This window comes from Nocardia colli (assembly GCF_008704205.1).
Lineage (GTDB): Bacteria > Actinomycetota > Actinomycetes > Mycobacteriales > Mycobacteriaceae > Nocardia > Nocardia colli.
In genome coordinates this window covers 129,086-150,544 of record NZ_VXLC01000016.1, presented here as the reverse complement: position 1 = coordinate 150,544, position 21,459 = coordinate 129,086, and the positions used below count along the sequence as shown (strand labels likewise).

The following is a 21,459-nucleotide window of genomic DNA, read 5'->3' as shown; positions in this document are numbered from 1 at the left end:
CGCACCGCGTTCAGCGGCACAGTAGTTCTTCGATCTCCGAGTCCGTCGGCATGGCATCGGCGCACGCCAGCCGCGACGCCACGAGTGCGCCCGCGGCGTTGGCGTAGGTGGCGATGCGATGCGGATCCCAGTCCGAGAGCAGGCCGTGAATCAGCGCGCCGCCGAAGCCATCTCCCGCCCCGAGCCCGCAGACCACCTCGACTCGGCACGGTGGCACCGTCCACCGCTCGTACTCGGTGGCGACCAGCACGCCCTCGGCGCCGCGTTTGATCACCGCGAGCCGGACGCCGCGAGCCAGCAGCCGGTCGGCCGCCTCGTCGGGATCGGCTGTGCCCACCGCGACTTGGACCTCGGTGCGGTTGCCGACGACGACGTTGACGTGGTCGACCATCCAGCCGATCTCGGCGCGCGCGGTCTCGACATCCGGCCAGAACATCGGCCGGTAGTCCAGGTCGAGCACGGTGTGCCCGCGCCGGTCACGCCGTTCGAGAATCCGGCGCTGGGTGCTGCGCCCGGGTTCGGCGCTCACGCCGGTGCCGGTAACCCACAGCAGCGGAACCGAATCCACAACGTCCCACGGCACCTCGTCCTCGGTGAGGGTGAGGTCCGGCGCGATGGGCGCGCGATAGAACAGCAGCGGCGGGTCGGCGGGCGGCTTCAACTCGCAAAAGACCACCGGCGTCAGGAGTTCCGGCGCGGTCCCGACATAGTCGGGCGATACGCCGAAGTCCGCCAACGCCGTTCGCACGTAGTCACCGAAGCCGTCCTGGCCGACCTTGGTCAGCACCGCGCTGCGCCGGCCGAGTCGCGCGGCGGCGACCGCGACGTTGGTCGCGGTGCCGCCCAAGAACTTCGCGAACGACTCCACCTCGGCGAGCCCGACACCGCTCTGCTGCGGATAGAGATCGACGCCGACGCGGCCGATGGTCAACGCTTCCAGACCGGTCACGACGACACGACCCGCTGCAACTCGTGCTGCAACGCGTCCAGCTCGGCACCGCCCGCCATCTGCCGCGTGAGCTCCGGCAGATCGATCTCGTCCTTCTCGTACGAGCCGAGCACCGTGCCGCGTTTCAGCAGCAGGAATCGGTCGCCGACCGGGAAGGCGTGGTGCGGGTTGTGCGTGATCAGGATGACCCCGAGTCCACGATCCCGGGCCTGGACAACGTATTTCAGCACCACCCCGGCCTGCTTCACGCCGAGCGCGGCGGTCGGCTCGTCCAGGATCAGCACCTTCGCGCCGTAGTGCACGGCCCTGGCGATGGCGACGCATTGCCGTTGCCCGCCGGATAACGTGCCGACCGGCTGTTCCATGTCGCGGATCTCGATGCCCATGTCCGCCAGCCCTTTCCGCGCGATCTCCCGTCCCTTGCGGCGGTCGAGCAGCCGGAAGGGTCCGGAGGTCGGCTCCGAGCCGAGCACGAAGTTGCGCCAGACGCTCATCAGCGGCACCACCGCCAGATCCTGATAGACCGTCGCGATGCCGTGGTCCAAAGCCGCACGCGGCGAGGACAATCGGACCGGCTGTCCGTCGATCCGCAACTCGCCGCGGTCGTGCTGATGCACGCCGGCCAGGATCTTGATGAGTGTCGACTTGCCCGCGCCGTTGTCGCCGAGGATGCAGGTGACCTGGCCGGCGTTCACCACGGTGGAGACGTCCTCCAGCGCGACCACACCGCCGTAACTCTTTCCGATGCCAACGGCCTCGATCAGTGGAGTTGTCATCGGCGTACCCTCTCGGCTCGCTTCTGGAATCTGTTGTTGACCAACACCGCCGCCAGCAGCAGCACGCCGAGGAACAGCATGAACCAGTCACTGTCCCAGCGCGCGAACACGATTCCCTGACGTGCCATGCCGAAGATGAGCGCACCGATCGCGGCGCCCACGGCCGACCCGAAACCACCGGTCAGCAGGCAGCCGCCGACCACCGCGGCGATGATGTAGTGCAACTCCAGCCCGACACCCTGATTCGCCTGCACACTGGCGAACCGCAGGATGCTGCACGAGCCGACCACCCAACCGGCGAACGCGGTGGTCATGAAGAGCACGATCTTCGTCCGATTGGCCGGCACGCCGACCGCCCGCGCGTTCTGCAACGCACCGCCGACCGCGAAGATCCAGTTGCCGAACCTGGTGCGCACCAGCACGATCGAGGCGATCACGGTCAGCACGATCCACCAGATGACCGACGCTTGGATGCGCGCGTCCCCGATGTTCAGCGTCGAGGCGAACACCCAACCGGCCGAGTTGTACCCGTCCGCGCTCCGGATGCCCGACACCTGAACGGTTCCGGTGACCATCCTGGTCACGCCGAGGTTCAGCCCTTGCAGCGCAAGGAAAGTGCCGAGCGTGACGATGAAACTCGGCAGTCCGGTGCGCATTACGAGCCACCCGTTGAACGCGCCGACCAGCAGCGCGAGCACCAGTGAGGCCAGCAGCGCGAACCAGACGTTCCAGCCCGCGTGCACCGCCAGCAGCGCGGTGACCAGCGCCGTGGACGCCGTCATCACACCGGCCGAGAGGTCGAACTCACCGCCGATCATCAACAGCGCCACCGCGACCGCCATGATGCCGAGCGTGGACGAGTCGTCCAGCCAGGTCGCGACGCCCAGCGGGCTCAGGAAGCGATCGGTGATGATCGAGAAGAACACGAACACGAGGAGCGCGCCGAGCGCGGCGCCGATCTCCGGCCGCACGACCATCCGCTGCATCAGCGTCGGCCCCTTCGGCTCGGCGGCCGGTTCGGCCTCGGATGTCTTTGTGGCAATGGTCATTTCATCTACTCCCTGACCTCAGCGCGTGCCCTGTGCCACAAGCGCGGCGACGGCATCGACGTTGTTCTTGTCGACGAAGGCCGGACCCGTCTGCACCGGTGTGCCACCACCGACGGTGTTCAGGTTGGTCCGGTAGGCCTGCAACAACACCACGGGCAGGTAACCCTGCTCGTACTGCTGCTGGTCGACGGCGAACAGCAGCTTGCCCGCGCGGATGGCCTCGACCACATCGGTATTGAGGTCGAACGTCGCGACCGTCGCGTTGGACTGCGCTTCCTTCACCCCGTCCACCGCACGCGCGGCGACCTGCGAATTGAGTGTCAGCACAGCGTCGATCGACTTGTCCGCCTCCAGTGCGCCCTTGATCCGGGACTGCGCGTCGGTCGGGTTGTTGATGTCCACCTGTAGCGTCGTCCCGTTGCCGAACGCCTTGGTCGCGCCCTCGCAGCGCTGGTTGGCGCCGATATTGCCCGCCTCGTGGATCACGCAGAGCAGCTTGGTCTTCTTGGCGTCGGCGAGGCGTTTGCCCGCCGCCTGCCCCGCCAGCGACTCGCTTTGTCCCACATGGCCGATCGCGCCGTACTTGACGCTCTCGCCCTCGCCCGAGTTGATCGTCACCACGGGAATGCCTGCGGCGATGGCCTTTTCGATCGAGGGACGGAGCGCGTCCGGGTTGGCCATCGAGACGACGAGCCCGTCCACGCCCTGCGCGACCGCGTTGTCGATCAGCTTCGCCTGCTGGCCGGGATCGCCGGCCGAGTTGTATTCGACCCGGACGCCGAGGTCCTTGCCCGCCGCCTCCGCGCCGTTCTTGACCACGTTCCAGAACGCGTCGCCGGGGCTGCCGTGCGTGACCACCGCGACGGAGTTCAATTTGCCCGCGGCGACCGGTGAATTGGTCGGCGCGACCGCGTCGGTGCCCGGCCCGCTACACGCGGCCAGCACCGCGGCCGCGGCCAGCCACGGCACCAGGCGGCGCGATCGTTGCCACCCTCGGCGAACTCGAAGAGACATCGTTGTCATCACTTCCCAACTAGATTCGTGCGGCGGAAGTCGCGAGCCCGGCGAGGTGGCGCAGGCTGCGTTCGGTGTCCCGGCTCGGCAGCTCCGCCGAGTCGGTGGGCTGCAGGGCGGTGTCCTGCTCCATCACGTACCAGCCGCGGTAGCCGGCGGCCTGCATGGTCCGCACCAGGGCGGCGATGTCGACATCACCTTCGCCCAGTGGGACATACAGACCGCGGCGCACGGCCTCGCCGTATTCGATTGCGCCGCCGCGTACTTCGTCGGCCATCGCGCTGCGGACGTCCTTCAGGTGAATGTGCCCGATCCGCGCGGCATGTCGCTGCGCGAGCAGCACCGGGTCGGTGCCGCCGATCAGCAGGTGCCCGGTGTCCAGGCAGATGTCGAGGTCCGAATCGGCAAGGAAGCGTTCGACTTCGGGTTCGGTCTCCACCTGCGTGCCGACGTGCGGATGCAGCACCGTGCGCAGCCCGTGCTCGGCGGCGAGGTCGCGGATCGCGGCGGAAGTCTCGATGAGCGTGCGCCATTCGTTCGCGGTGAGCTGCGGGCGGGCGTCGTATCCGCCCAGCCCGGTCGCGGCGGCCAGGACGAGCACCTCGGCGCCGGTCGCGGCGAACAGCTCGGCGGCCTCCTTCGCCTCGACGAGCGCGCGCTCCGGCTCCGCGTGCAGCACCAGCGCCAGGAATCCGCCGACCGCGGAGATCCCGAATGTCGCCAGCAGCGAACGCAATTCGTCCGGGTCCGGCGGAAGATAGCCCGGCGGGCCGAGTTCGGTCGCGGACAGGCCGAGCGCGGCCATCTCCGCGAGCACGGTCTGCGCGTCGAGCACGTGACCCCAGCCGGGAACTTCGCACACTCCCCAGGAGATGGGGGCGGCCGCGATGCGCAGCGGGTAGAGCGGTTCGGTCATCAGGACTTCTCCGACCTTCGATGTCGAGTTGAAGCGCTCCAAGCGATTGGAGCGCTCCAACTATGTAACGTGGGTCATAGCGTGTCAAGAGGGTGCACGGGACTCAGAATAGCGCTACCACCAGGTAATATCCGCGCTTCCAGCGGAAATGTCGGAGATTCACGTGAGAAGAAAGTCCGATTAGAGCGCTCTATTGATTCGCAAGCGCCGACCTTGTAACGTCCGACACGGCACAGATCACCGATCGCGGAACGGAGGCGACATGGCGCGACCCACCATGGAAGACGTCGCCGAACGCGCCGGCGTCTCGCGCGCCCTGGTCTCGCTCGTCATGCGCAACTCCCCGAAGGTCAGCGAGCACCGCCGCCGCGCCGTGCTGGAAGCCGCGAAAGACCTCGGCTACCAGCCCGACATCATGGCGCGCTCACTGGCCAGCCGGACGTCGAACATCGTCGGCGTCATGGTCTCCGACCTGCACAACGCCTTCTTCGCCGACGTCGTCGAGGGAATGGACACCGCCGCACAGGAATCCGGCCTCGAGCTGATCCTCAACACCGGCCGCCGCAGCGCCGCCCGCGAGCGAACCGCGCTGGAAAGCCTGCTCGCGTTCCGTCCCGGCGGCATCATCCTGCTCTCCCCCATCCTGCCCGCCGCCGCCATTCGCGATGCGGCACAACAGGCTCCGCTGGTCCTGGTGTCGCGCAGCTCCACCATCGCCGACGTCGACACCGTCAACGACGACGGCGAGGTCGGCGCCGGACTGGCCGTGGATCACCTTGCCTCCCTTGGCCATCGGCGCATCGTGCACCTCGACGGCGGCAACGCGTTCACCGCGTCTCCGCGGCGCAAGGGCTACCAGGCCGCGATGGAACGGCACGGCCTCGAGCCCATGGTCATCCCGAGCGAGCACACCGACTCCGCCGGCATCGCCGCGGTGCAGAAGCTGCTGAACCTCTTCACCCGCGACAACTTCCCCACCGCCCTGGTCTGCGGCAACGACTTCAACGCCGTCGGCGCCATGTCTGCGCTGGAAGAGGCCGGATTGCGCGTGCCGGACGACGTCTCCATCGTCGGCTACGACAACACGTCCCTGGCCGCACTCCGCCACATCTCGCTGACCACGATCGACCAGCCGCGTGTCCAAATGGGCCGGCTCGCCATCGAGGCACTCGTCGAACGCCTCCGCGCCGACCGCACCGACCCGGTCCGTCGCCGCCTACAGCCGTCCCTCGTCGTCCGTTCGACGACGAGCCCCCCGAGCAACTGAACGCTCGCTGCCCCTCGGCAGATGTCCACCGCACGTTGAGATTTCACCAGGAGGAAAGTCGATGACATCCCACAAAGCCGTCACCCTCGGCCTCGCCGGCACCGGCCGCATCGGCACCTCCCACGCCGAAACCCTCAAGAACTTCCCCAACGTGGCCAACGTCGTCGTCGCCGATGCCGACCCCGAGCGAGCACGCACCACCGCCACCAAACTCGACCTCGAATTCGCCCCCGACCTCGAGGCCCTCTTCGCCGCCGACCTCGACGGCCTCATCATCACCACCGCCACCGACTCCCACCCCGAACTCATCCTCCGGGCGGTCGACGCCGGCCTCCCCGTCTTCTGCGAAAAGCCCGTCGCCGCCGACATCGAAGGCACTCTGGCCGTCCTCGACCACCTCCAAAACTCCACCGTCCCAGTACAAATCGGCTTCCAACGCCGCTTCGACGCCGGCTACCGAGCCGCCCGCGCCGCCATCACCTCCGGCGCCCTCGGCTGGCTGCACACCCTCCGCGCCACCACCCTCGACCCCACACCCCCACCCGCCGCCTACATCCCCCACTCCGGCGGCATCTTCCGCGACTGCGGCGTCCACGACTTCGACATAATCCGCTGGGTAACCGGCCGAGAAATCACCCAGGTCTACGCCACCGGCACCAACCAGGGCGACCAGGTCTTCACCGAATCCGGCGACGTAGACACCGCCGCAGTCTTACTGCACCTCGACAACGAAACCCTCGCCACCGTCTCCCTCACCCGCTACAACGGCGCAGGCTACGACGTCCGCCTCGAAGCCCTAGGCTCCACCGCCAACGCAATCGTCGGCCTAGACGACCGCTCCCCCTTGACCTCAGTCGAACCCGACTACACCCCCTCCCCCCTCCCCGCCTACCCCGGCTTCATGGACCGCTTCCGCAACGCCTACACCGAAGAACTCACCGCCTTCATCTCCGTCATCAACGGCAACCTCGAAAACCCTTGCAGCCCAACAGACGCCCTCGAAGCCTTCTACGTAGCCGAAGCCTGCGAACTCTCCCGCCGCGAACACCGCCCAGTCGAGATCACCGAAGTCCGACGTTGATCGCGTGGCGCTGGTCGCCTCGGCCTGCGGCGACTGTCGGTGCTGTTCAAGCCGGCAGCACTGCTGCCGATCTCGTGGGCAGCGGATCTAACACCTGCGATCACTTTGAGTCTGCAGGCTCACCCAACCAATCCGTGTGCATAGCCCAATCCATATCACGGCATCGAAAATAGTCCCATTTCCATCGGTAAATAGCCATAGGCACCGCAGTCGGTTATCACTTTGGATTGGCACACGCGCGATGGACCATACCCGTACTCCAGCAATCTGAGTGACGACTTGCTCGTCTCACCTGTGGCGACTGCCAACGAGGATCATGCAAGAAATGCTCCTACGGCTCAATCTTAAACTGTTGCTCAGTGGCTACCCCGAGCCGATCGGCCAATCGCGCTCTCTCGCTGGGATTCAATCGCCGAGCACGATCATAGAGGTCATCGAGTTTTGACCGTGACCTGCGTCCATTGCGGAGCCACTCCAGCAAAGTCATCTTTTCCGCCCGTTTGAGTCCTTTAACTTGGGCGTATACCTCTTCAAGAGTTTCAGGAAGCCCAGCTTCTTCACGCACAGGCTCGTTACAGCGCTTGCATTCAACCTGGAGGTTGTCGATGTCGTCGCTACCGCCAAGCTCCTGCGGTATGCGGTGTCCAATGGACATGACGGCCGTACTTTCTGGCGGATCCGGATACAGCTCGCCGCTGCCTATTCCACAGATAACGCACCTGTGACCGTCACGCAAGAGCACGCGCCGCCGAAGCGCACCACCGATCTGACCAGAGATCTTCGGCCGGGGACCAACGGCGGGGTGCCACCCTTTCTGCGCAACCCGGTATTCGTCTGTGCGCAGCCGGCCGTCTTCCTGCGAAGACACCAATTGCCAACCCAACTTGCGCAACTGGCGCATCCGACGGTTGAAATGTTCCTGATTGTTCGCAAGGTTGTCAGTGCTGACTGCCTTGCGAAGTTCGCGAAGAGTGAACCGGTCACCGATCTCTTTATTGAAATGCAGCCAGGCGGCGATCTTAGGCTCAGCCCCAAAAGGCTTCTTGGTATTAGGCGCATGCTCCAGTAACCACCAAAGTTCACCACTAGGCGCATATGCCGCTGCAGGATACTCGTTGCCGGTGATCATGCGGCGGCCACCGCATTTCCTAGCACGCACTCGCGTGCATGTACTCGATCAGCGTTAGCATCAACAGTCACAGTCCACGACAGAGAAGGAGCGCTTATGGTGGCGTAAGCCAAGATTGGCGCATTCCCACTCTCGCGGATGGGCGGAACTGCCGACACCGGGCATTCTCCGTGGAACCATCGACCGAACCCAGTGTCCGCCATGCGACCTCCTCATACTTGGGCAAATGTCCAACCTGGATCGTATAGCGCCAGACGATATTTCACGACACGACCTTCCGCACGCGGAAAGCGATCGTTTGAGGCGCCCGACCACCACTCGCAGATCGCACGCGCCTCGGCGTGGCGATGGACCGCGCCCGGGCATGCAGTGCTGCTGGCGCCCCATCTGACCGAATACCCAGAGCCACCCTCCACAATGGATCGTTGGGGTTGCCGACAACCTAGCGCCGGGGATCGGGCGTGACTACTAAAGTCGCACCGTGCCGCATCCGACGGATCGACGGTTGATCATTCCAGAGTTGACAAGGGCGACTGCGTCCTCACCAGGCACAGCTATCGGTGCGCCAACCGCCAGCCGCCATCAAGCAGTGGGCGCGAGTTCGGTTCCAAAGCAAGTGCTTGCACAACAAAGACGGGCCCCAATGGCGATTCAACAAGTTCATCGCCAACCGCTGATCCTCAGTCGACTCGGTATGGGGCCTCAGTAGATATCTGCAAGTACCAAACATCTCAAAAACTTGGCATAGGCTGCTAGCAATCCGATACGCTGCGCCAGCGACAGTCGCAGGGGACAATCATTCAAGAAAGGCTGGCTGATATGGAAAGTATCCATGACGAGGGCGAACGCGATGAGAACGACGCCGAATCCGACGAACGCCAAGGCATCCTGCTGCCGCCGCGAAATGAGCGAGCTTCATGGCTCGACGACGCATCACAGGAGCAAGAAGACGTTTCAGTGGTTGAGTACGACATCGTATCCTCGCCAAATGACTGGAACTTCACTACTATTGTGAATTTTATCGAGTCAGGTGCACTGAAAATTCCCGCCTTTCAGCGGAATTTCGTCTGGGATCAGAAACGTGCATCAAAGCTAATTGAATCCCTGATGATCGGACTGCCGGTACCTCAAGTCTTTCTGTACGAAGAAGGCCGGAATAACTTTATTGTGATCGATGGGCAGCAGCGCTTACTTACGCTATTCTTCTTCGCCAAGGGTCGATTTCCACTCCCCAAAATCAGAGGTGAGCTACGCCCCGGCCTGAGCTCGGGGGTAATTAACGACGAGTTTCTGCACGATGACATCTATTTCACGGATTTCAAGCTCACGCTTCCAAAGACAGCCTCCGGCGTGACGGCACGATATCATGGACTTTCATATAAAACACTAAAGGAAGACCGTATCGTTCTGGATCTGCGGACGATCAGAAATATTGTCGTAAAGCAGATGAGTCCTGCTGGCGATTCAGCGATCTACGAGATATTCAGCAGACTAAATACTGGCGGCGTAAACTTGTCACCGCAGGAAATCCGAGCGAGCCTTTACCATTCTTACCTCATAAACGCTATTTTGGCACTTAATCTCGAACCCGAGTGGAGGGCGCTTGTCGGAGAGTCGAGCCCAGACCCTCGTATGCGCGATACAGAATTTCTACTCCGAAGCTTAGCACTCGCGCGCAAGCTCGATAGCTTTCGCGGCTCAATGGCAGCCTTCGTCAACAGTTTTTGCGAGGAAGTTAAGCAGTTCTCACTTGAGCAAGCCGACGGCGCGGTCTCAGACCTCCGTGCATTCTTCGATCTTTTCCAGGGGCAATCCAAGGAGACCTTTTCTAGAAGCGGAAAGTTTAGCGGAGTTCTATTTGAGAGCTTTTTCGCCGCTTGGATCCGCAAAGGTAGGCCCCAGATCGATCCTAGCCGCATATCAGCATCGGTGATACGCGTCAAGAATGGTGCACGTTTTGCGGCCACACTGCAGGAGGGATCCACCAAGCCAGTCAATATCAAAAACCGCATAGGTATCGCGGAGGAGGAACTTGAGGGCCTCAAATGACAAGTATAGCAGAGGACTCCGAGATGACCGGCCCTGTCAGATCACTCTATGAAGACTATCGCGGGCTAGTAGAAGATCTCAAGGATCGGAGCCCATCCGGCTTAGCCGCGCTGAACCGAACCTACCACAAAGTCATCCTCGTAGCGGCAGCTAGCAGCCTTGAAAATCAAGTCAAAAGAGTAATTGAGTCTATGTTCCGCGAGCACGGTCGCGATGAACTTAGCTTCTTTGTTGCGGACCGCGTAATGTCCAGGGGATATCATCAATTATTCGACTGGAATAACGAGAAGGCGAAGATACTATTTAGCAGTTTCGGACCAGGTTGCGCGAAATTATTCGAACAAACATTAAAGAATGACAACGAATTCAATAAGGAGCATTTCGCATTTATGCGATTAGGTAAGCTCAGAAATATGCTTGTCCATCGAGACTATGCGACATACGCTCTCGACGAGACCCCCGATGAGCTTTATGAGCTATATCGACTGGCGGTACTGTTTCCCGGCAGATTCGAGGGAATTATTTTCACGTCAACACCGGACACCAAGTGACGAATAGTTGCCCTAAATTGCACCTATCGGAACGATGACGTGCCTGATAGTCCGAGCAGCACGCTCGACTATCAGGCACCGCCCAACCATGTGGGCGAGCCCATGGCCTGAGAGACTCAGACGATTAGTCGGCCGGTTACAGCTGCCGCAACCCAGCCACTCGATAACCAAAGTGTCTACCCCGCAACCAGTGAATTCGCGAGTCTCCTGTAGTCAAGCAATCGCCCTTGCTTGGTTACCTCCTCCCACGCCGCCTTCTGTTCCGAACTACCGTGGGCGGAAACAGCGTCCGCCAACTCGTCATAGGTGATGTGATATGTCGCGTCCACCTCACCTGTTCCCCGTGCGATCGATGCAAGGCGCGTGGGTAGTGGCTCGGCTGTCACTGTCACCAGATGAGGCAGACGTCCGCGCCTGTGCCTGATCATGTTGCTGTTCTCGTGGCGAATGTTCTGGACGCGGTCGGATCGAATCGTCCACTTGCATGCGATCGCCGCGTGCAGCCACGGATACGTCATGCTAGCTTGCGTTCCAAGCAGCCCAATCAGCACATCGGGCTTGATCAGGTAATCAGTACCCAGCGTCACCCTGAGGTTCGGATCCTGGGCAATTGCTTTGTCCAAGTCGGCTAGGTGCTGATACTGCGCGTATCCCACGATGCTCTGCCCTCGAGCGAAATCCCAGCGCCGACGTGGGTCCAACACAGGCAGTTCGTTGGCCAAGTTCGTCAGCACCTGCACCTCGAGAAGCGAGCCTGGATTCGCCGGCGGCACATCGGGTGTCGCCTCGACCAAATTCGGGTTCGGATGACCGAGCTGCTCAAGGACATGCGCCGCAAGCCGCAGGCTCGTTGCATTGTCGACGTCAGCAGAGTTGGGTACCCACCTCCAGTTGAGCTTGTTCTTCTTGCTCGGCTTCCAGCCCAGCAACTCAGTCCTGAACGACGCGCTCACAGCTAGTAAATCTAGCTTGTTCGGAGCGTCCGCCGATCAAGTTCTCGTCGATCCCATATGATCGCTCACATGTTCGGGTCCGCCATTCAAGACGCTGGTGACTGCAGTCACACTGTTCTCCAGGGTCTCGTGCTCCCACAGCCGGACCACCTGCCAACCCGCCTCTGCCAGTGCAACATCCGCGGCGCGGTCGCGTTCGATGTTCCGGCGAAGCTTTGGCGTCCAATACCATTCGTTGGTCGTCGGCTGCCGGCCGTGCTCGGGGCAGACGTGCCAGAAGCAACCGTCCACGAAGACTGCGACCTTGCGGGCCGTGAAGACGATGTCCGGTCGGACCTTCACGGAGCCGAGGTCGAGTCTGAAGTCCTTGCGGTACCGATACCCCAACCGGTGCAGTGCACTTCGAAGCACGATCTCCGGCTTCGTGCCGGTTCGTCGGTTGGCGCGCATGTTGCGGGAACGCCCCTCGTTGAGAGGAGCTGGGTAGAGGCCACGTTCGTGGGCCTTCGTCCTGGCGATTTCCGATCGGCTGTCAGTCACATCTGTCCCAGTTCGAGGCAGGAGGGTGTAGTACGGAAAGATACTCCCCGCACACCCGGGTACTCGACCATGACCTCTGCATCGAAAGGCATCAGCGTGACCGATCTTCGCGTCATAGAGAGTTGCGCCAGCAAACAGGCGCCCGAGTGCGGAGTGATTGCGGACTACGTGGTGAGCCTGCCGACCAGCGGCGATGGGCCAACGACATGACGCGCGGTGCATCGAAGCGCGCCAAAGCTCCAAGGGAACCCGAGTTCACGTCGATCGAGATCTGCGCCGGCGCGGGCGGTCAGGCAGTTGGCCTTCATCAGGCAGGCTTTGGCCACCTGGCACTGGTCGAGATCGATCAGTATGCGGTCAAAACTCTCGAGCTCAACATCAAGGACCACCAGTTGTGGGAGTGGGAGCGAGAGCACTGCGACATCCTCGGCGCCGACGTCAATGAGTTCGATCCCTTCGATGCCAAGGTGATGGAGAAGAGCACTGGACTGCTACGGCAGCGCGGGCTGGATCTCCTGGCCGGCGGCGTTCCGTGCCCTCCGTTCTCGCACGCAGGAAAACAGCTCGGTAAACACGATGAGCGAGACCTCTTCCCCCGGATGCTGGAACTGGTCAATGTCCTCAACCCGCGAGCGGTAATGATCGAGAACGTTCGCGGTCTCATGGATCCGAAATTCTCGGAGTACCGCGAGTGGATACGGGCCGAACTGGCACGCCTCGGCTACAACGTACGTGCATGGGACGTCTTGGAGGCGGCCAACTTCGGTGTACCGCAACTTCGACCTCGCGCGATCCTCGTGGCTTTCCGCGACGACGTCCTCGGAGACCTTGAATACAAGTGGCCCACAGGAACCGGGAAACCGGTCAGTGTCCTGCAAAGTCTAGAAGCGTCGATGCGTGAGCGGTTCGAACCGTACTTCGAGGGTGTCCACTCGAAGCGGGCGCACGCTGCCTTCGATCGATGGCTGGAGAAGGCCCGTTCCCGCGATGCAGAGCTCAAAAGCAAGGGCGGAGGTGTCGCCCCCACACTCGTCGGTGGGTCGAAGAAGCACGGCGGCGCCGATCTCGGGCCAAGCCGGGCAAAAACCGCGTGGAAGCAGTTGGGAATCTCCGGAATGGGTGTTGCCAACGACATCAAGACGTGTGTGGAAAAGCAAACCGAGAACAGGGACCTCTTCGGGCCTGATGGGCCGATGCTCACGGTCCGACAGGCCGCGATTATTCAAGGTTTCCCGCTCGAATGGGACTTCTTTGGTGGGAAGACAGCGCAGTACCGTCAAGTGGGGAATGCGTTCCCGCCGCCGGTAGCCAAGGCGGTAGGTGAATCGATTATCACCGTGCTGAATGCGGCGCGAAAGCGCGAGCAGAAAGCGGGTGATCGCGAGCCCGCCGCCGCCCGACCGAAGGGCCGCAAGAAGACCCCTGCTTCTGTCAACCCTACCCAAGACCAGTACGAGCTCTGGGGCACAGACGATGCGACAGCACGTGGCTGACTCTCGGTTGATGGCGCCAACAAAGCGGGCTCACACTTTCGCCTGAAGGTGATGCCTGCGATGGGTGCGGCCGCGCGCGGGAAATATGCGTCAAGCGGGTAGAAGGCGTCCAACGACTTCGGCGAGCTGTTTGACGTTGCGGCACTCGTGCATGGTGATGTGGTCGGCGTAGGTGTGGGCTGCGGAGTCGCCGGTGGACCAGGAGCGGGCGGGTTCTGGGTTTAGCCAGTAGGCGTGCTTCGCTCGGGCGGACATCGCTTGTAGGGCAGGGAGGTTGGGGTCGGTGCGGTTGGTGCGGGCGTCGCCGAGGATCAGGAGGGAGGTTCGGGGGCCTAGGGCGTCTAGGTAGTGGTCGGTGAAGCCTTGGAGGGCTTCGCCGTAGTTGGAGCTGCCGTAGCGGGCGATGTTGGATTCGCGGGTGATTCGGGCGGACAGGCCTGGTGTCGGGGGTTCGCCGGGGGTGAAGAAGTCGGTGATTTCGTCGCAGGTGTCTATGAAGCCGAAGCTGCGGACCCTGGTGAATTGGTCTTGCAGGGCTTGGATCAGGTGGAGGGTGAATTCGGCGAAGCCGGTTACGGAGCCGGAGAGGTCGGCTAGGACTACCAGGTCGGGGCGGCCGTGTTTGCGGGAGCGGAGGACGGGGGCGATGGGGACGCCGCCGGTGGACATGGAGCGGCGGAGGGTGCGGCGCATGTCGATGTGGCCGCGGACGGATTTGCGGCGGCGGGCGGACAGGCGGGTGGCTAGTTTGCGGGCCAAAGGGGTTACCAGGCGGCGCATTTCGGCCAGGTCTTGTTCGCGGGCGCCGAGGAAGTCGATCTGGTCGGCGCTGGAGTCGACGCCCCGGCGGGCGATGTATTCGGTGCCGCGGAGTTGGGCGGAGCGGAGGCGGGCCTCGGTTTGGAGGGCGGTGCGGAATTGGGTGAGGCGGCGGTTGGCTTCGATGGTGCGGACGGCGGCGTCGAGTTCGGTTGCGCCGCTTGTGCTTGCGGTGATGCGGGCGATGAGGTCGTCGGGGTTCAGGGCGCGCATGGTGAGGTAGGAGGACCAGCCGGCACCGGATGCGGTAGTCACGGGGGTGGTGGTCTGGCCGGTGCCGGCTCCGCCGTAGGCGCCGAGTTGGGTGAGGGCCTGGCGGGCGAGGTCGGCGGCAGCGTCTGGGTCGTCCTCGGCGAGCGCGGTGGCCAGTCGATCGCGAAGCGACTCGAGGGATTCCGGCGGCGCCGGCTTCGGTAGCTCGGTGGTGAGGAAGTACAGATCGAAGAGTTGGTCGAAGACAGCGCGCTGGCCATTGCGGCGAAGCAGGCAGGCCGCCATGCCCGAGCGCAGCCGACTCCGGTCCGACAGGCCGAGCGCGAGCATTGCTTCTGCGGCATCGATGGTTTCGCTTGGGCCCGCGCTGATTCCGTGGTCACGGAGTAGCCCGACGAACTCTACGAGGCGGTCGGTCATCGTGTCGGAGGGTTGTTGCGGAGCAGTTGGCCGGCCCGTAGATGTCATGCCGACTCCCTTGTCCAGACCACCGTGGTCTGCCCAGACCGACCTGCCACGCCACGCGCGACGCCCGCTGGACGCCCCTGCGCTCCCGTTTCGACCGCGGCAGCCCGCGGCGACCCGAACCACCTCAACGCGCAGCTATCGGCGGTCCCTACTCCATTCCCGTACCCCACTCGGGCGGCGCAAGCCAATGGTGAGCGAAGGGTCTTGCGCCCGCCTTCAGATTCCATCTGGATCGACACCGAGGACTCGATGCGCTTGTGCGAGATCGGAATATCGCTCACTTCGCCGTTCCATCATCGGCGTCCAATGACAGGCGTTCGGACGCAATGCGGTGGTCTGCTTGGTATTTCAACAGCACGCCGAGGGTGGAGCGCACGACTCCCCCGGTCAGCGAACGGGTGCCGAGAGCGACGAGAGTTCTTGCCCAATCGATGGTTTCGGCGATGGACGGCGGCTTGCGCAGGGAGAGTTCGCGTAGTGCACCGACGACGCGGATTACCGGTTCGCCCAGCGCTTCGTCCAGCTCCGGAACCTTCATCCGCACGATCGCGCGTTCCAATTCCGCTGTGGGGTAGTCGATGTGGAGGTAGAGGCAGCGGCGCTTCAACGCTTCGGAGAGGTCGCGGTTGGCGTTGGAGGTGACTATGACGAAGGGTTTGCGGACGGCGGTGACGGTGCCCAGTTCGGGAATGCTGATCTGGTAGTCGCCGAGGACTTCGAGCAGCAAACCTTCCAGCTCCACGTCGGCCTTGTCGAGTTCGTCGATGAGCAGAACGGTAGGCCGAGGATTGCGGATGGCGGCAAGCAACGGCCGGGCGAGCAGGAACTCCTCGGTGAAGACGTGGTCGCGAGTGCTGTCCCACGCCTCACGCTCGGAGGTGATCCGCAGCAGCTGCTTGGCGTGGTTCCACTCGTACAAAGCCCGGGCTTCGTCGATGCCCTCGTAGCACTGCAAGCGAATGAGGTCGGCGGTAGACGCGGTGGACACAGCCCTGGCCAGCTCCGTTTTGCCCACGCCGGCGGGCCCCTCGATCAGGAGGGGCTTACCGAGGTGGTCGGCGAGGAAGACGGCGGTGGCGATGTCGATGGACGGGAGGTACCCGGCATCGGTGAGCCGCCCGGTCACCTCGTCGACGGAACTGAAGAACTTACTCATCAGTAGAGAGTCTAGATCGCCCGGATCAGCTGACCGCGAATCACCGCCGCACCAGACTTGATCTGAACTGCGATTGAGGTTCTAGGGTCGCGGTATGAGTTTTACCGACGTGGAACGCGCCTACCTCGCCGGCCAGAAACTGGCCCGCCTCGCCACCGTCACCGCCGAGGGGGCCCCGCAGATCATCGCGCTGGGCTTCCGGCTCAACGACGACGGCACCATCGATCTCGGCGGACCGAATCATGTTGCGACCCAGCGCTATCGCAACATCCTGGCCAACCCGAAGGTCAGCCTGCTGATCGACGACATGACGCCGGACGAGCCCGGCGCGGTCAAGCCGGGCTGGGGACGCGGCGTCGAGATCCGCGGCGTGGTGGAGACGCTGACGGTGGATGTCCCGCCGGTCGCGCCCGAATGGTTCTCCCACGACATCATCCGCATCCACCCCCGCCGCATCCGCAGCTGGCACATCGACCCGGCCAACCCTGACGGCGGTGCACGCAACGTCGAGTAGCCCGCCGCCGGCACCCATCAACGCGGAGCCCATGATCAACGGGACATAGTGGAGCGTTCACTCGCACAACGCCACAACCATGTCCCGTTGATCTTGTTTGATAGCGTCGTCAGCCTCGCCTTTCACTATCCGCGGAGGACTCGCATGGAAACGATGCTGGCGGCCCGGCTGCATCTCCCCTCGCACACCTTGTCCATGGAGCAGGTCCCCAAGCCGGTACCCGGCGCGGGTGAGGTCCTGGTCAAGGTCGAGGCCGCGGGGGTCTGCCTGTCGGACGTGCACCTCATCGACGGCGGCCTGCAACCCCAGCTACTCGAGGGCGACACGGTCACCCTCGGCCACGAGGTCTCCGGAACCATCGCGGAGGTGGGACCGGACGTCACCGGGCTCACCGTGGACGACCGGGTGGCGTTGCAGGCGGGCGAGCTGCGCAAGGGCGTCGTCTACACGCGTGGCGTCGACTACGACGGCGGCTGGGCCGAATACGCGCTCGCCACAGCCGAGTCCGTGATCCGGATACCGGACGGCCTGCCGTTCGAGCAGGCGGCGATCATCCCGGACGCGGTCTCGACGCCGTGGGCCGCGATCACCGCGACCGGGGACGTGCGCCCGGCGCAGGCCGTCGCGGTGTGGGGCATCGGCGGGCTCGGCGCGCATGCGGTGCAGTTGCTGCGCATCGTCGGCGCCTACCCGATCATCGCGGTCGACCCGAACGCCGCCGCCCGGGATCGGGCCGTCGAGTTCGGTGCCGACCTGGCGCTGGATTCGGCCGACCCCGAACTGGCGAAGAAGATCAAGCAGGCCACCGGCGGCACGGGCATTGATGTCGCGTTCGACTTCGCCGGCGTGGCCGCGGTGCGCGAGCAGGCGCTTCGGGTGCTGGCGCTGCAGGGCCGGCTGGTTCTGGTCGGCATTGTCAATGAGCCTTTGACCATCAAGTACAGCGCGCCGTTCGTGGTGGCCCAGCACCAGATTCGCGGGCACTACGGTTCGGGCCCCACCCATGTGCCGCAGCTGATTCGGCTGACCGCCGGTGGGCGCCTTGACCTTTCGCGTTCGATCAGCGGAGTGTTCCCGCTGGCCGAAGCCCCCTCAGTGGTCGATCGGCTCGTCCGTAAAGAGGGCGATCCGATCCGACTCATCCTGCGTCCCTGACGGATCGGGAGTCCCATGTTCATCGCGATCGCGGCCACGATGACGGTCATCCTCATCTGGTCCTGCCTGTCCCGCTCGATGGCTCGCTGGAAGGTGACCGCGCCGCTGGCAATGGTGGCGGTCGGCGCGGTGGTGAGCTGGAGCAGCGATCACTGGCTGACCACCGCGGTCAACACCGATTCGGCGCAGCGGGTCGTCGAATTCATCTTGGCGCTGTTCCTTTTCACCGACGCGACGGAGGTGCGCAGGGGACTGTCCGGCCGTCGGCACACGGGGATCTTCCGGCTGCTGTTCATCGCCTTCCCGCTGAGCCTCGCCGCCGCCTATCTGCTGGGATTCGCACTCCTGCCGGGCATTTCGTGGACGGTGATCCTGCTGATCGCCTGCATCGTGGTCCCCATCGACTTGGTGCCCGCGCAGGCGATCGTGCGGGATCTGCGGGTGCCGGAACGGGTTCGGCACGCGCTCAATGTGGAGAGCGGGTTCAACGACGGGCTGGTCGCGCCGATTTTCTTGTTCGCGCTGGCGGCCGCGGAGGCGAGCGCGGAGTCGGATCAAGCGCTGCACGCGCTCGGGCAGGCGGTGCCCGCGGTGATCAAATCGGTGCTCATCGGCCTGCCGATCGGCGCGCTGGCCGGATACTGCATGTCGGTGGCGGCGCGTAAACGGTGGACGGACGCGCGGGCCGTGCGCATCGGGACGATCGCGATTCCCGTGCTCACCTACAGCGTCGCGGTGTGGTTGGACGGCAACGGCTTCGTCGCCGCCTTCCTGGCCGGCCTCGCGTACAGCACGCTGCGCCGCGAATTGCCGGGCGAGCCACTGCAATCGACCGAGGACGTGGCCGAATTCGCCGGGCTGGCAATGTGGTTCGCGGTCGGCAATGTCGCGGCGGCGACGTTCACCTGGCTCAGCTGGCAGGTCGTCGTCTACGGACTGCTCGCCTTGACGGTGGTTCGCTTGGTCCCGGTCGGGTTGTCGTTGCTCGGCTCGGCTTTCACCCAGCGCGAACGGCTCATGATCGGGCTACTGGGCCCGCGCGGTGTCGCGTCGATCGTGTTCGCGCTGCTCGCTTTCAACGGACTCCACAAAGACGACGACGCGTTCCTCGTGATCGGCGTGACGCTGGTGGTGGTCGTCGGCAGCGTCTTCCTGCACGGGATCGGCGCTCCACTCGTCGCCGAGCATCTGGGAAAGCGGCGGCGCGTTGCGCCCCTGAGGGTTAACCCCTAGACCCCAAGGTTGAAAGTTTCCGCATACCTGCCAACACCCGTGACCTTTCGCGTGAAATGCGCGAGAGTGAGACCGTGCAGTCGGTGCTGCGCCGGGTATGCCGGGGGCGCCCGCGAAGCGGCGGCGACACAGTAGATCCCGACCTGTCGGCGGGGTGCGCGCCAGCGACCGCTGTGCGTCATCGCGTGGGCAGACCGCAGCGGGGGATGGTGAACGAACAGTTCACCGCAGAGTGAAAGGATCCATGTTGTTCTCCACAACCAAGTCCACGAATTCGCGGCGCATGCTGGCCCGAGTGGCTGTCGCCGGCGCGATCGTCGCAGTTCCGTTGACCGCGTTGGCCATTCCCGCGTCGGCCGACGCACAGATCGGCGTCCCGGGCGTCACCGAGGTCCGGCAGCACCATCCGCGCCACGATCCCAACTGCGACTTCGGTCCGTTCAAGGACTGGCGCTGCAACAACGGCCCGTTCTCCGACCGCGGCCACGAACAGGATCCGTTCTGGCAGTTCCGGCAGAATCGTCCGCACGGGCTGTTCGGCAGCAGCTAGAACGCGTCGGCCCGGCACCGTCGCGGAGCCGGGCCGTTCTCGTTTCGGCACACGGTTCGGTCGCACTCGGTAACCAGCCGGACGGTCAGCCACTGAATTCGGTCAGGGACAACACGTTTCCGTCCGGATCGGTGAACCATGCGACCTGGTCCCCGCCCGGCGTCGTCCAGACACCGTTGTCGCCCTGGTCCATTCCCTCGTACCGCACGAATTCCACACCGCGCGAGACAAGTTCGGCGACCGTGCCCGCGATATCGGCGACCGCCCACCCCAGCACCGTGAACGGCTGCGAGACAAGGCTCTCCACCGCGGTGACCCGAATCATGGTGCCACCGTTGCGAACCACGCACGCGAACGGCGTCACCTCCACGATCTCCAGTCCGAGCACCTCCCCGAAGAACCGGCGCGACCGTTCCAGGTCCGTCGAGGGTGCGAACGCGATGACTTCAGCGGCAGCGAGTGACGTCATGGCGCGAAGACTACAACGGCCCGGCACCATCCGGTGCCGGGCCGTTGATCAGCTGAAACTCAGGCGGTTTCGGTGATCGGCCGGTCGACCCAGCTCATCAGGCCGCGCAGCTTGGCGCCGGTGACCTCGATCGGGTGCTCGGCGTTGGCCTTGCGCAGACCCTCGAGCTCCTTGTTGCCGCCCTCGACGTTGGCGACGAGGCGCTTGACGAAGGTGCCGTCCTGGATGTCCTTGAGGATGTCCTGCATGCGCTTCTTGGTGTCCTTGTCGATGACCCGCGGGCCGGACAGGTAGCCACCGAACTCGGCGGTGTCGGAAACCGAGTAGTTCATCCGGGCGATGCCGCCCTCGTACATCAGGTCCACGATGAGCTTGAGCTCGTGCAGCACCTCGAAGTACGCCATCTCCGGCGCGTAACCGGCCTCGACCATGACCTCGAAGCCGGTCTTGACCAGCTCTTCGGTGCCGCCGCAGAGCACGGCCTGCTCGCCGAACAGGTCGGTCTCGGTCTCTTCCTTGAAGGTGGTCTTGATGACGCCGGCGCGGGCGCCGCCGATCGCCTTCGCGTAGGACAGCGCGAGCGCCTGGCCCTCGCCCTTCGGGTCCTGATCGACGGCGATCAGGGCGGGAACGCCCTTGCCGTCGACGAACTGACGGCGCACCAGGTGGCCGGGGCCCTTCGGGGCGACCATCGCGACGGTGATGAACTCCGGCGCCTTGATCAGGCCGAAGTGGATGTTGAGGCCGTGGCCGAAGAACAGCGCGTCGCCGTCCTTCAGGTTGGGCTCGATGTCGTTGGTGAAGATCGACGCCTGCGCGGTGTCGGGGGCGAGCACCATGATCACGTCGGCCCACGCCGAGACCTCGGCCGGGGTGCCGACGGTCAGGCCCGCCTCTTCGGCCTTCGGCCGCGACTTCGAACCCTCCGCGAGGCCGACCCGGACCTCGACGCCGGAGTCGCGCAGGCTCAGCGAGTGCGCGTGCCCCTGGCTGCCGTAGCCGATGACCGCGACCTTGCGGCCCTGGATGATCGACAGGTCGGCGTCGTCGTCGTAGAACATCTCGACTGCCACTTGGTTGGTTCCCTTCTGGATACTTTGCTTAGGTCTGAAAGT

General features: G+C 64.0%; 21 protein-coding genes. 9 read left to right on the top strand and 12 right to left on the bottom strand.

Going from position 1 to position 21,459, the window contains the following annotated elements; all coding sequences use genetic code 11:
* Positions 1-10: 10 nt before the first annotated feature.
* From iolC to F3087_RS30070, 5 genes are read right to left on the bottom strand one after another with little or no spacing between them, the layout of a single operon-like run.
* Positions 11-949 carry a 5-dehydro-2-deoxygluconokinase gene (iolC, locus tag F3087_RS30090; protein ID WP_150405463.1) on the bottom strand — a complete coding sequence of 313 codons (939 nt, stop codon included), beginning with the start codon at positions 947-949 and terminating at the stop codon, positions 11-13.
* The gene (locus F3087_RS30085; protein WP_150405462.1) at positions 946-1,725 is read right to left on the bottom strand and encodes an ATP-binding cassette domain-containing protein; all 780 of its coding nucleotides are present in this window, start codon (positions 1,723-1,725) and stop codon (positions 946-948) included. The genes iolC and F3087_RS30085 overlap by 4 nt, the downstream gene beginning before the upstream one ends.
* Positions 1,722-2,774 (bottom strand): ABC transporter permease, encoded by a 1,053-nt coding sequence (locus tag F3087_RS30080; protein ID WP_191094210.1) that lies wholly within the window; start codon positions 2,772-2,774, stop codon positions 1,722-1,724. Before F3087_RS30080 ends, F3087_RS30085 begins: the two co-directional genes overlap by 4 nt.
* Positions 2,775-2,792: 18 nt before the next feature.
* The gene (locus tag F3087_RS30075) at positions 2,793-3,788 is read right to left on the bottom strand and encodes a sugar ABC transporter substrate-binding protein (RefSeq protein ID WP_150405461.1); all 996 of its coding nucleotides are present in this window, start codon (positions 3,786-3,788) and stop codon (positions 2,793-2,795) included.
* A gap of 19 nt (positions 3,789-3,807) precedes the next feature.
* Entirely contained in the window at positions 3,808-4,704 is an 897-nt protein-coding gene (locus tag F3087_RS30070; RefSeq protein WP_150405460.1) for a TIM barrel protein, read from the bottom strand.
* Positions 4,705-4,966: 262 nt separating this feature from the next.
* On the opposite strand from F3087_RS30070, the gene F3087_RS30065 reads away from it, so the two are divergent.
* Complete coding sequence (locus F3087_RS30065) at positions 4,967-5,971, top strand: LacI family DNA-binding transcriptional regulator (RefSeq protein ID WP_150405459.1); 1,005 nt, start codon at positions 4,967-4,969, stop codon at positions 5,969-5,971.
* Between the two features lie 61 nt (positions 5,972-6,032).
* Positions 6,033-7,052 carry a Gfo/Idh/MocA family protein gene (locus F3087_RS30060; RefSeq protein ID WP_150405458.1) on the top strand — a complete coding sequence of 340 codons (1,020 nt, stop codon included), beginning with the start codon at positions 6,033-6,035 and terminating at the stop codon, positions 7,050-7,052.
* 331 nt (positions 7,053-7,383) lie between these two features.
* On the opposite strand, the gene F3087_RS30055 is transcribed toward F3087_RS30060, so the two are convergent.
* Positions 7,384-8,181: an HNH endonuclease gene (locus F3087_RS30055; protein ID WP_150405457.1), complete on the bottom strand. Its 798-nt coding sequence runs from the start codon at positions 8,179-8,181 to the stop codon at positions 7,384-7,386.
* Positions 8,182-9,000: 819 nt separating this feature from the next.
* Between F3087_RS30055 and F3087_RS30050 the strand changes: the two genes are divergently transcribed.
* Positions 9,001-10,230, top strand: coding sequence for a DUF262 domain-containing protein (locus F3087_RS30050; protein ID WP_150405456.1), 1,230 nt, complete (start codon positions 9,001-9,003; stop codon positions 10,228-10,230).
* Between the two features lie 23 nt (positions 10,231-10,253).
* A complete protein-coding gene (locus tag F3087_RS30045; RefSeq protein ID WP_150405455.1) occupies positions 10,254-10,781 on the top strand; it encodes a HEPN domain-containing protein in 528 nt (175 codons plus the stop codon).
* 176 nt (positions 10,782-10,957) lie between these two features.
* On the opposite strand, the gene F3087_RS30040 is transcribed toward F3087_RS30045, so the two are convergent.
* Complete coding sequence (locus tag F3087_RS30040; RefSeq protein ID WP_150405454.1) at positions 10,958-11,734, bottom strand: NgoMIV family type II restriction endonuclease; 777 nt, start codon at positions 11,732-11,734, stop codon at positions 10,958-10,960.
* Between the two features lie 36 nt (positions 11,735-11,770).
* Complete coding sequence (locus F3087_RS30035; RefSeq protein ID WP_263407247.1) at positions 11,771-12,253, bottom strand: very short patch repair endonuclease; 483 nt, start codon at positions 12,251-12,253, stop codon at positions 11,771-11,773.
* A 227-nt stretch (positions 12,254-12,480) separates the two neighbouring features.
* On the opposite strand from F3087_RS30035, the gene F3087_RS30030 reads away from it, so the two are divergent.
* Positions 12,481-13,767 carry a DNA cytosine methyltransferase gene (locus F3087_RS30030; protein WP_150405452.1) on the top strand — a complete coding sequence of 429 codons (1,287 nt, stop codon included), beginning with the start codon at positions 12,481-12,483 and terminating at the stop codon, positions 13,765-13,767.
* 90 nt (positions 13,768-13,857) lie between these two features.
* On the opposite strand, the gene F3087_RS30025 is transcribed toward F3087_RS30030, so the two are convergent.
* Together F3087_RS30025 and F3087_RS30020 are read right to left on the bottom strand one after the other, a co-directional pair.
* Positions 13,858-15,219, bottom strand: coding sequence for a vWA domain-containing protein (locus tag F3087_RS30025; protein WP_223885452.1), 1,362 nt, complete (start codon positions 15,217-15,219; stop codon positions 13,858-13,860).
* A 325-nt stretch (positions 15,220-15,544) separates the two neighbouring features.
* Positions 15,545-16,423 carry an AAA family ATPase gene (locus F3087_RS30020; RefSeq protein WP_150405450.1) on the bottom strand — a complete coding sequence of 293 codons (879 nt, stop codon included), beginning with the start codon at positions 16,421-16,423 and terminating at the stop codon, positions 15,545-15,547.
* A gap of 94 nt (positions 16,424-16,517) precedes the next feature.
* On the opposite strand from F3087_RS30020, the gene F3087_RS30015 reads away from it, so the two are divergent.
* The 4 genes from F3087_RS30015 (at position 16,518) to F3087_RS30000 (ending at position 19,875) form a co-directional block, all read left to right on the top strand.
* Positions 16,518-16,937, top strand: coding sequence for a PPOX class F420-dependent oxidoreductase (locus F3087_RS30015; RefSeq protein WP_150405449.1), 420 nt, complete (start codon positions 16,518-16,520; stop codon positions 16,935-16,937).
* Positions 16,938-17,081: 144 nt separating this feature from the next.
* Positions 17,082-18,092, top strand: a complete 1,011-nt coding sequence (locus tag F3087_RS30010; RefSeq protein ID WP_150405448.1) for a zinc-binding dehydrogenase — start codon at positions 17,082-17,084, stop codon at positions 18,090-18,092.
* A 15-nt stretch (positions 18,093-18,107) separates the two neighbouring features.
* Positions 18,108-19,325: a cation:proton antiporter gene (locus F3087_RS30005; protein WP_150405447.1), complete on the top strand. Its 1,218-nt coding sequence runs from the start codon at positions 18,108-18,110 to the stop codon at positions 19,323-19,325.
* A 244-nt stretch (positions 19,326-19,569) separates the two neighbouring features.
* On the top strand, positions 19,570-19,875 hold the full coding sequence (locus F3087_RS30000; RefSeq protein WP_150405446.1) for a hypothetical protein: 306 nt from the start codon (positions 19,570-19,572) through the stop codon (positions 19,873-19,875).
* Positions 19,876-19,960: 85 nt separating this feature from the next.
* Here the strand turns inward: F3087_RS30000 and F3087_RS29995 are convergent, their stop codons facing one another.
* Positions 19,961-20,344 carry a VOC family protein gene (locus tag F3087_RS29995; protein ID WP_150405445.1) on the bottom strand — a complete coding sequence of 128 codons (384 nt, stop codon included), beginning with the start codon at positions 20,342-20,344 and terminating at the stop codon, positions 19,961-19,963.
* Between the two features lie 59 nt (positions 20,345-20,403).
* Positions 20,404-21,405 (bottom strand): ketol-acid reductoisomerase, encoded by a 1,002-nt coding sequence (ilvC, locus tag F3087_RS29990; RefSeq protein WP_191094228.1) that lies wholly within the window; start codon positions 21,403-21,405, stop codon positions 20,404-20,406.
* Between the last annotated feature and the right edge of the window lie 54 nt (positions 21,406-21,459).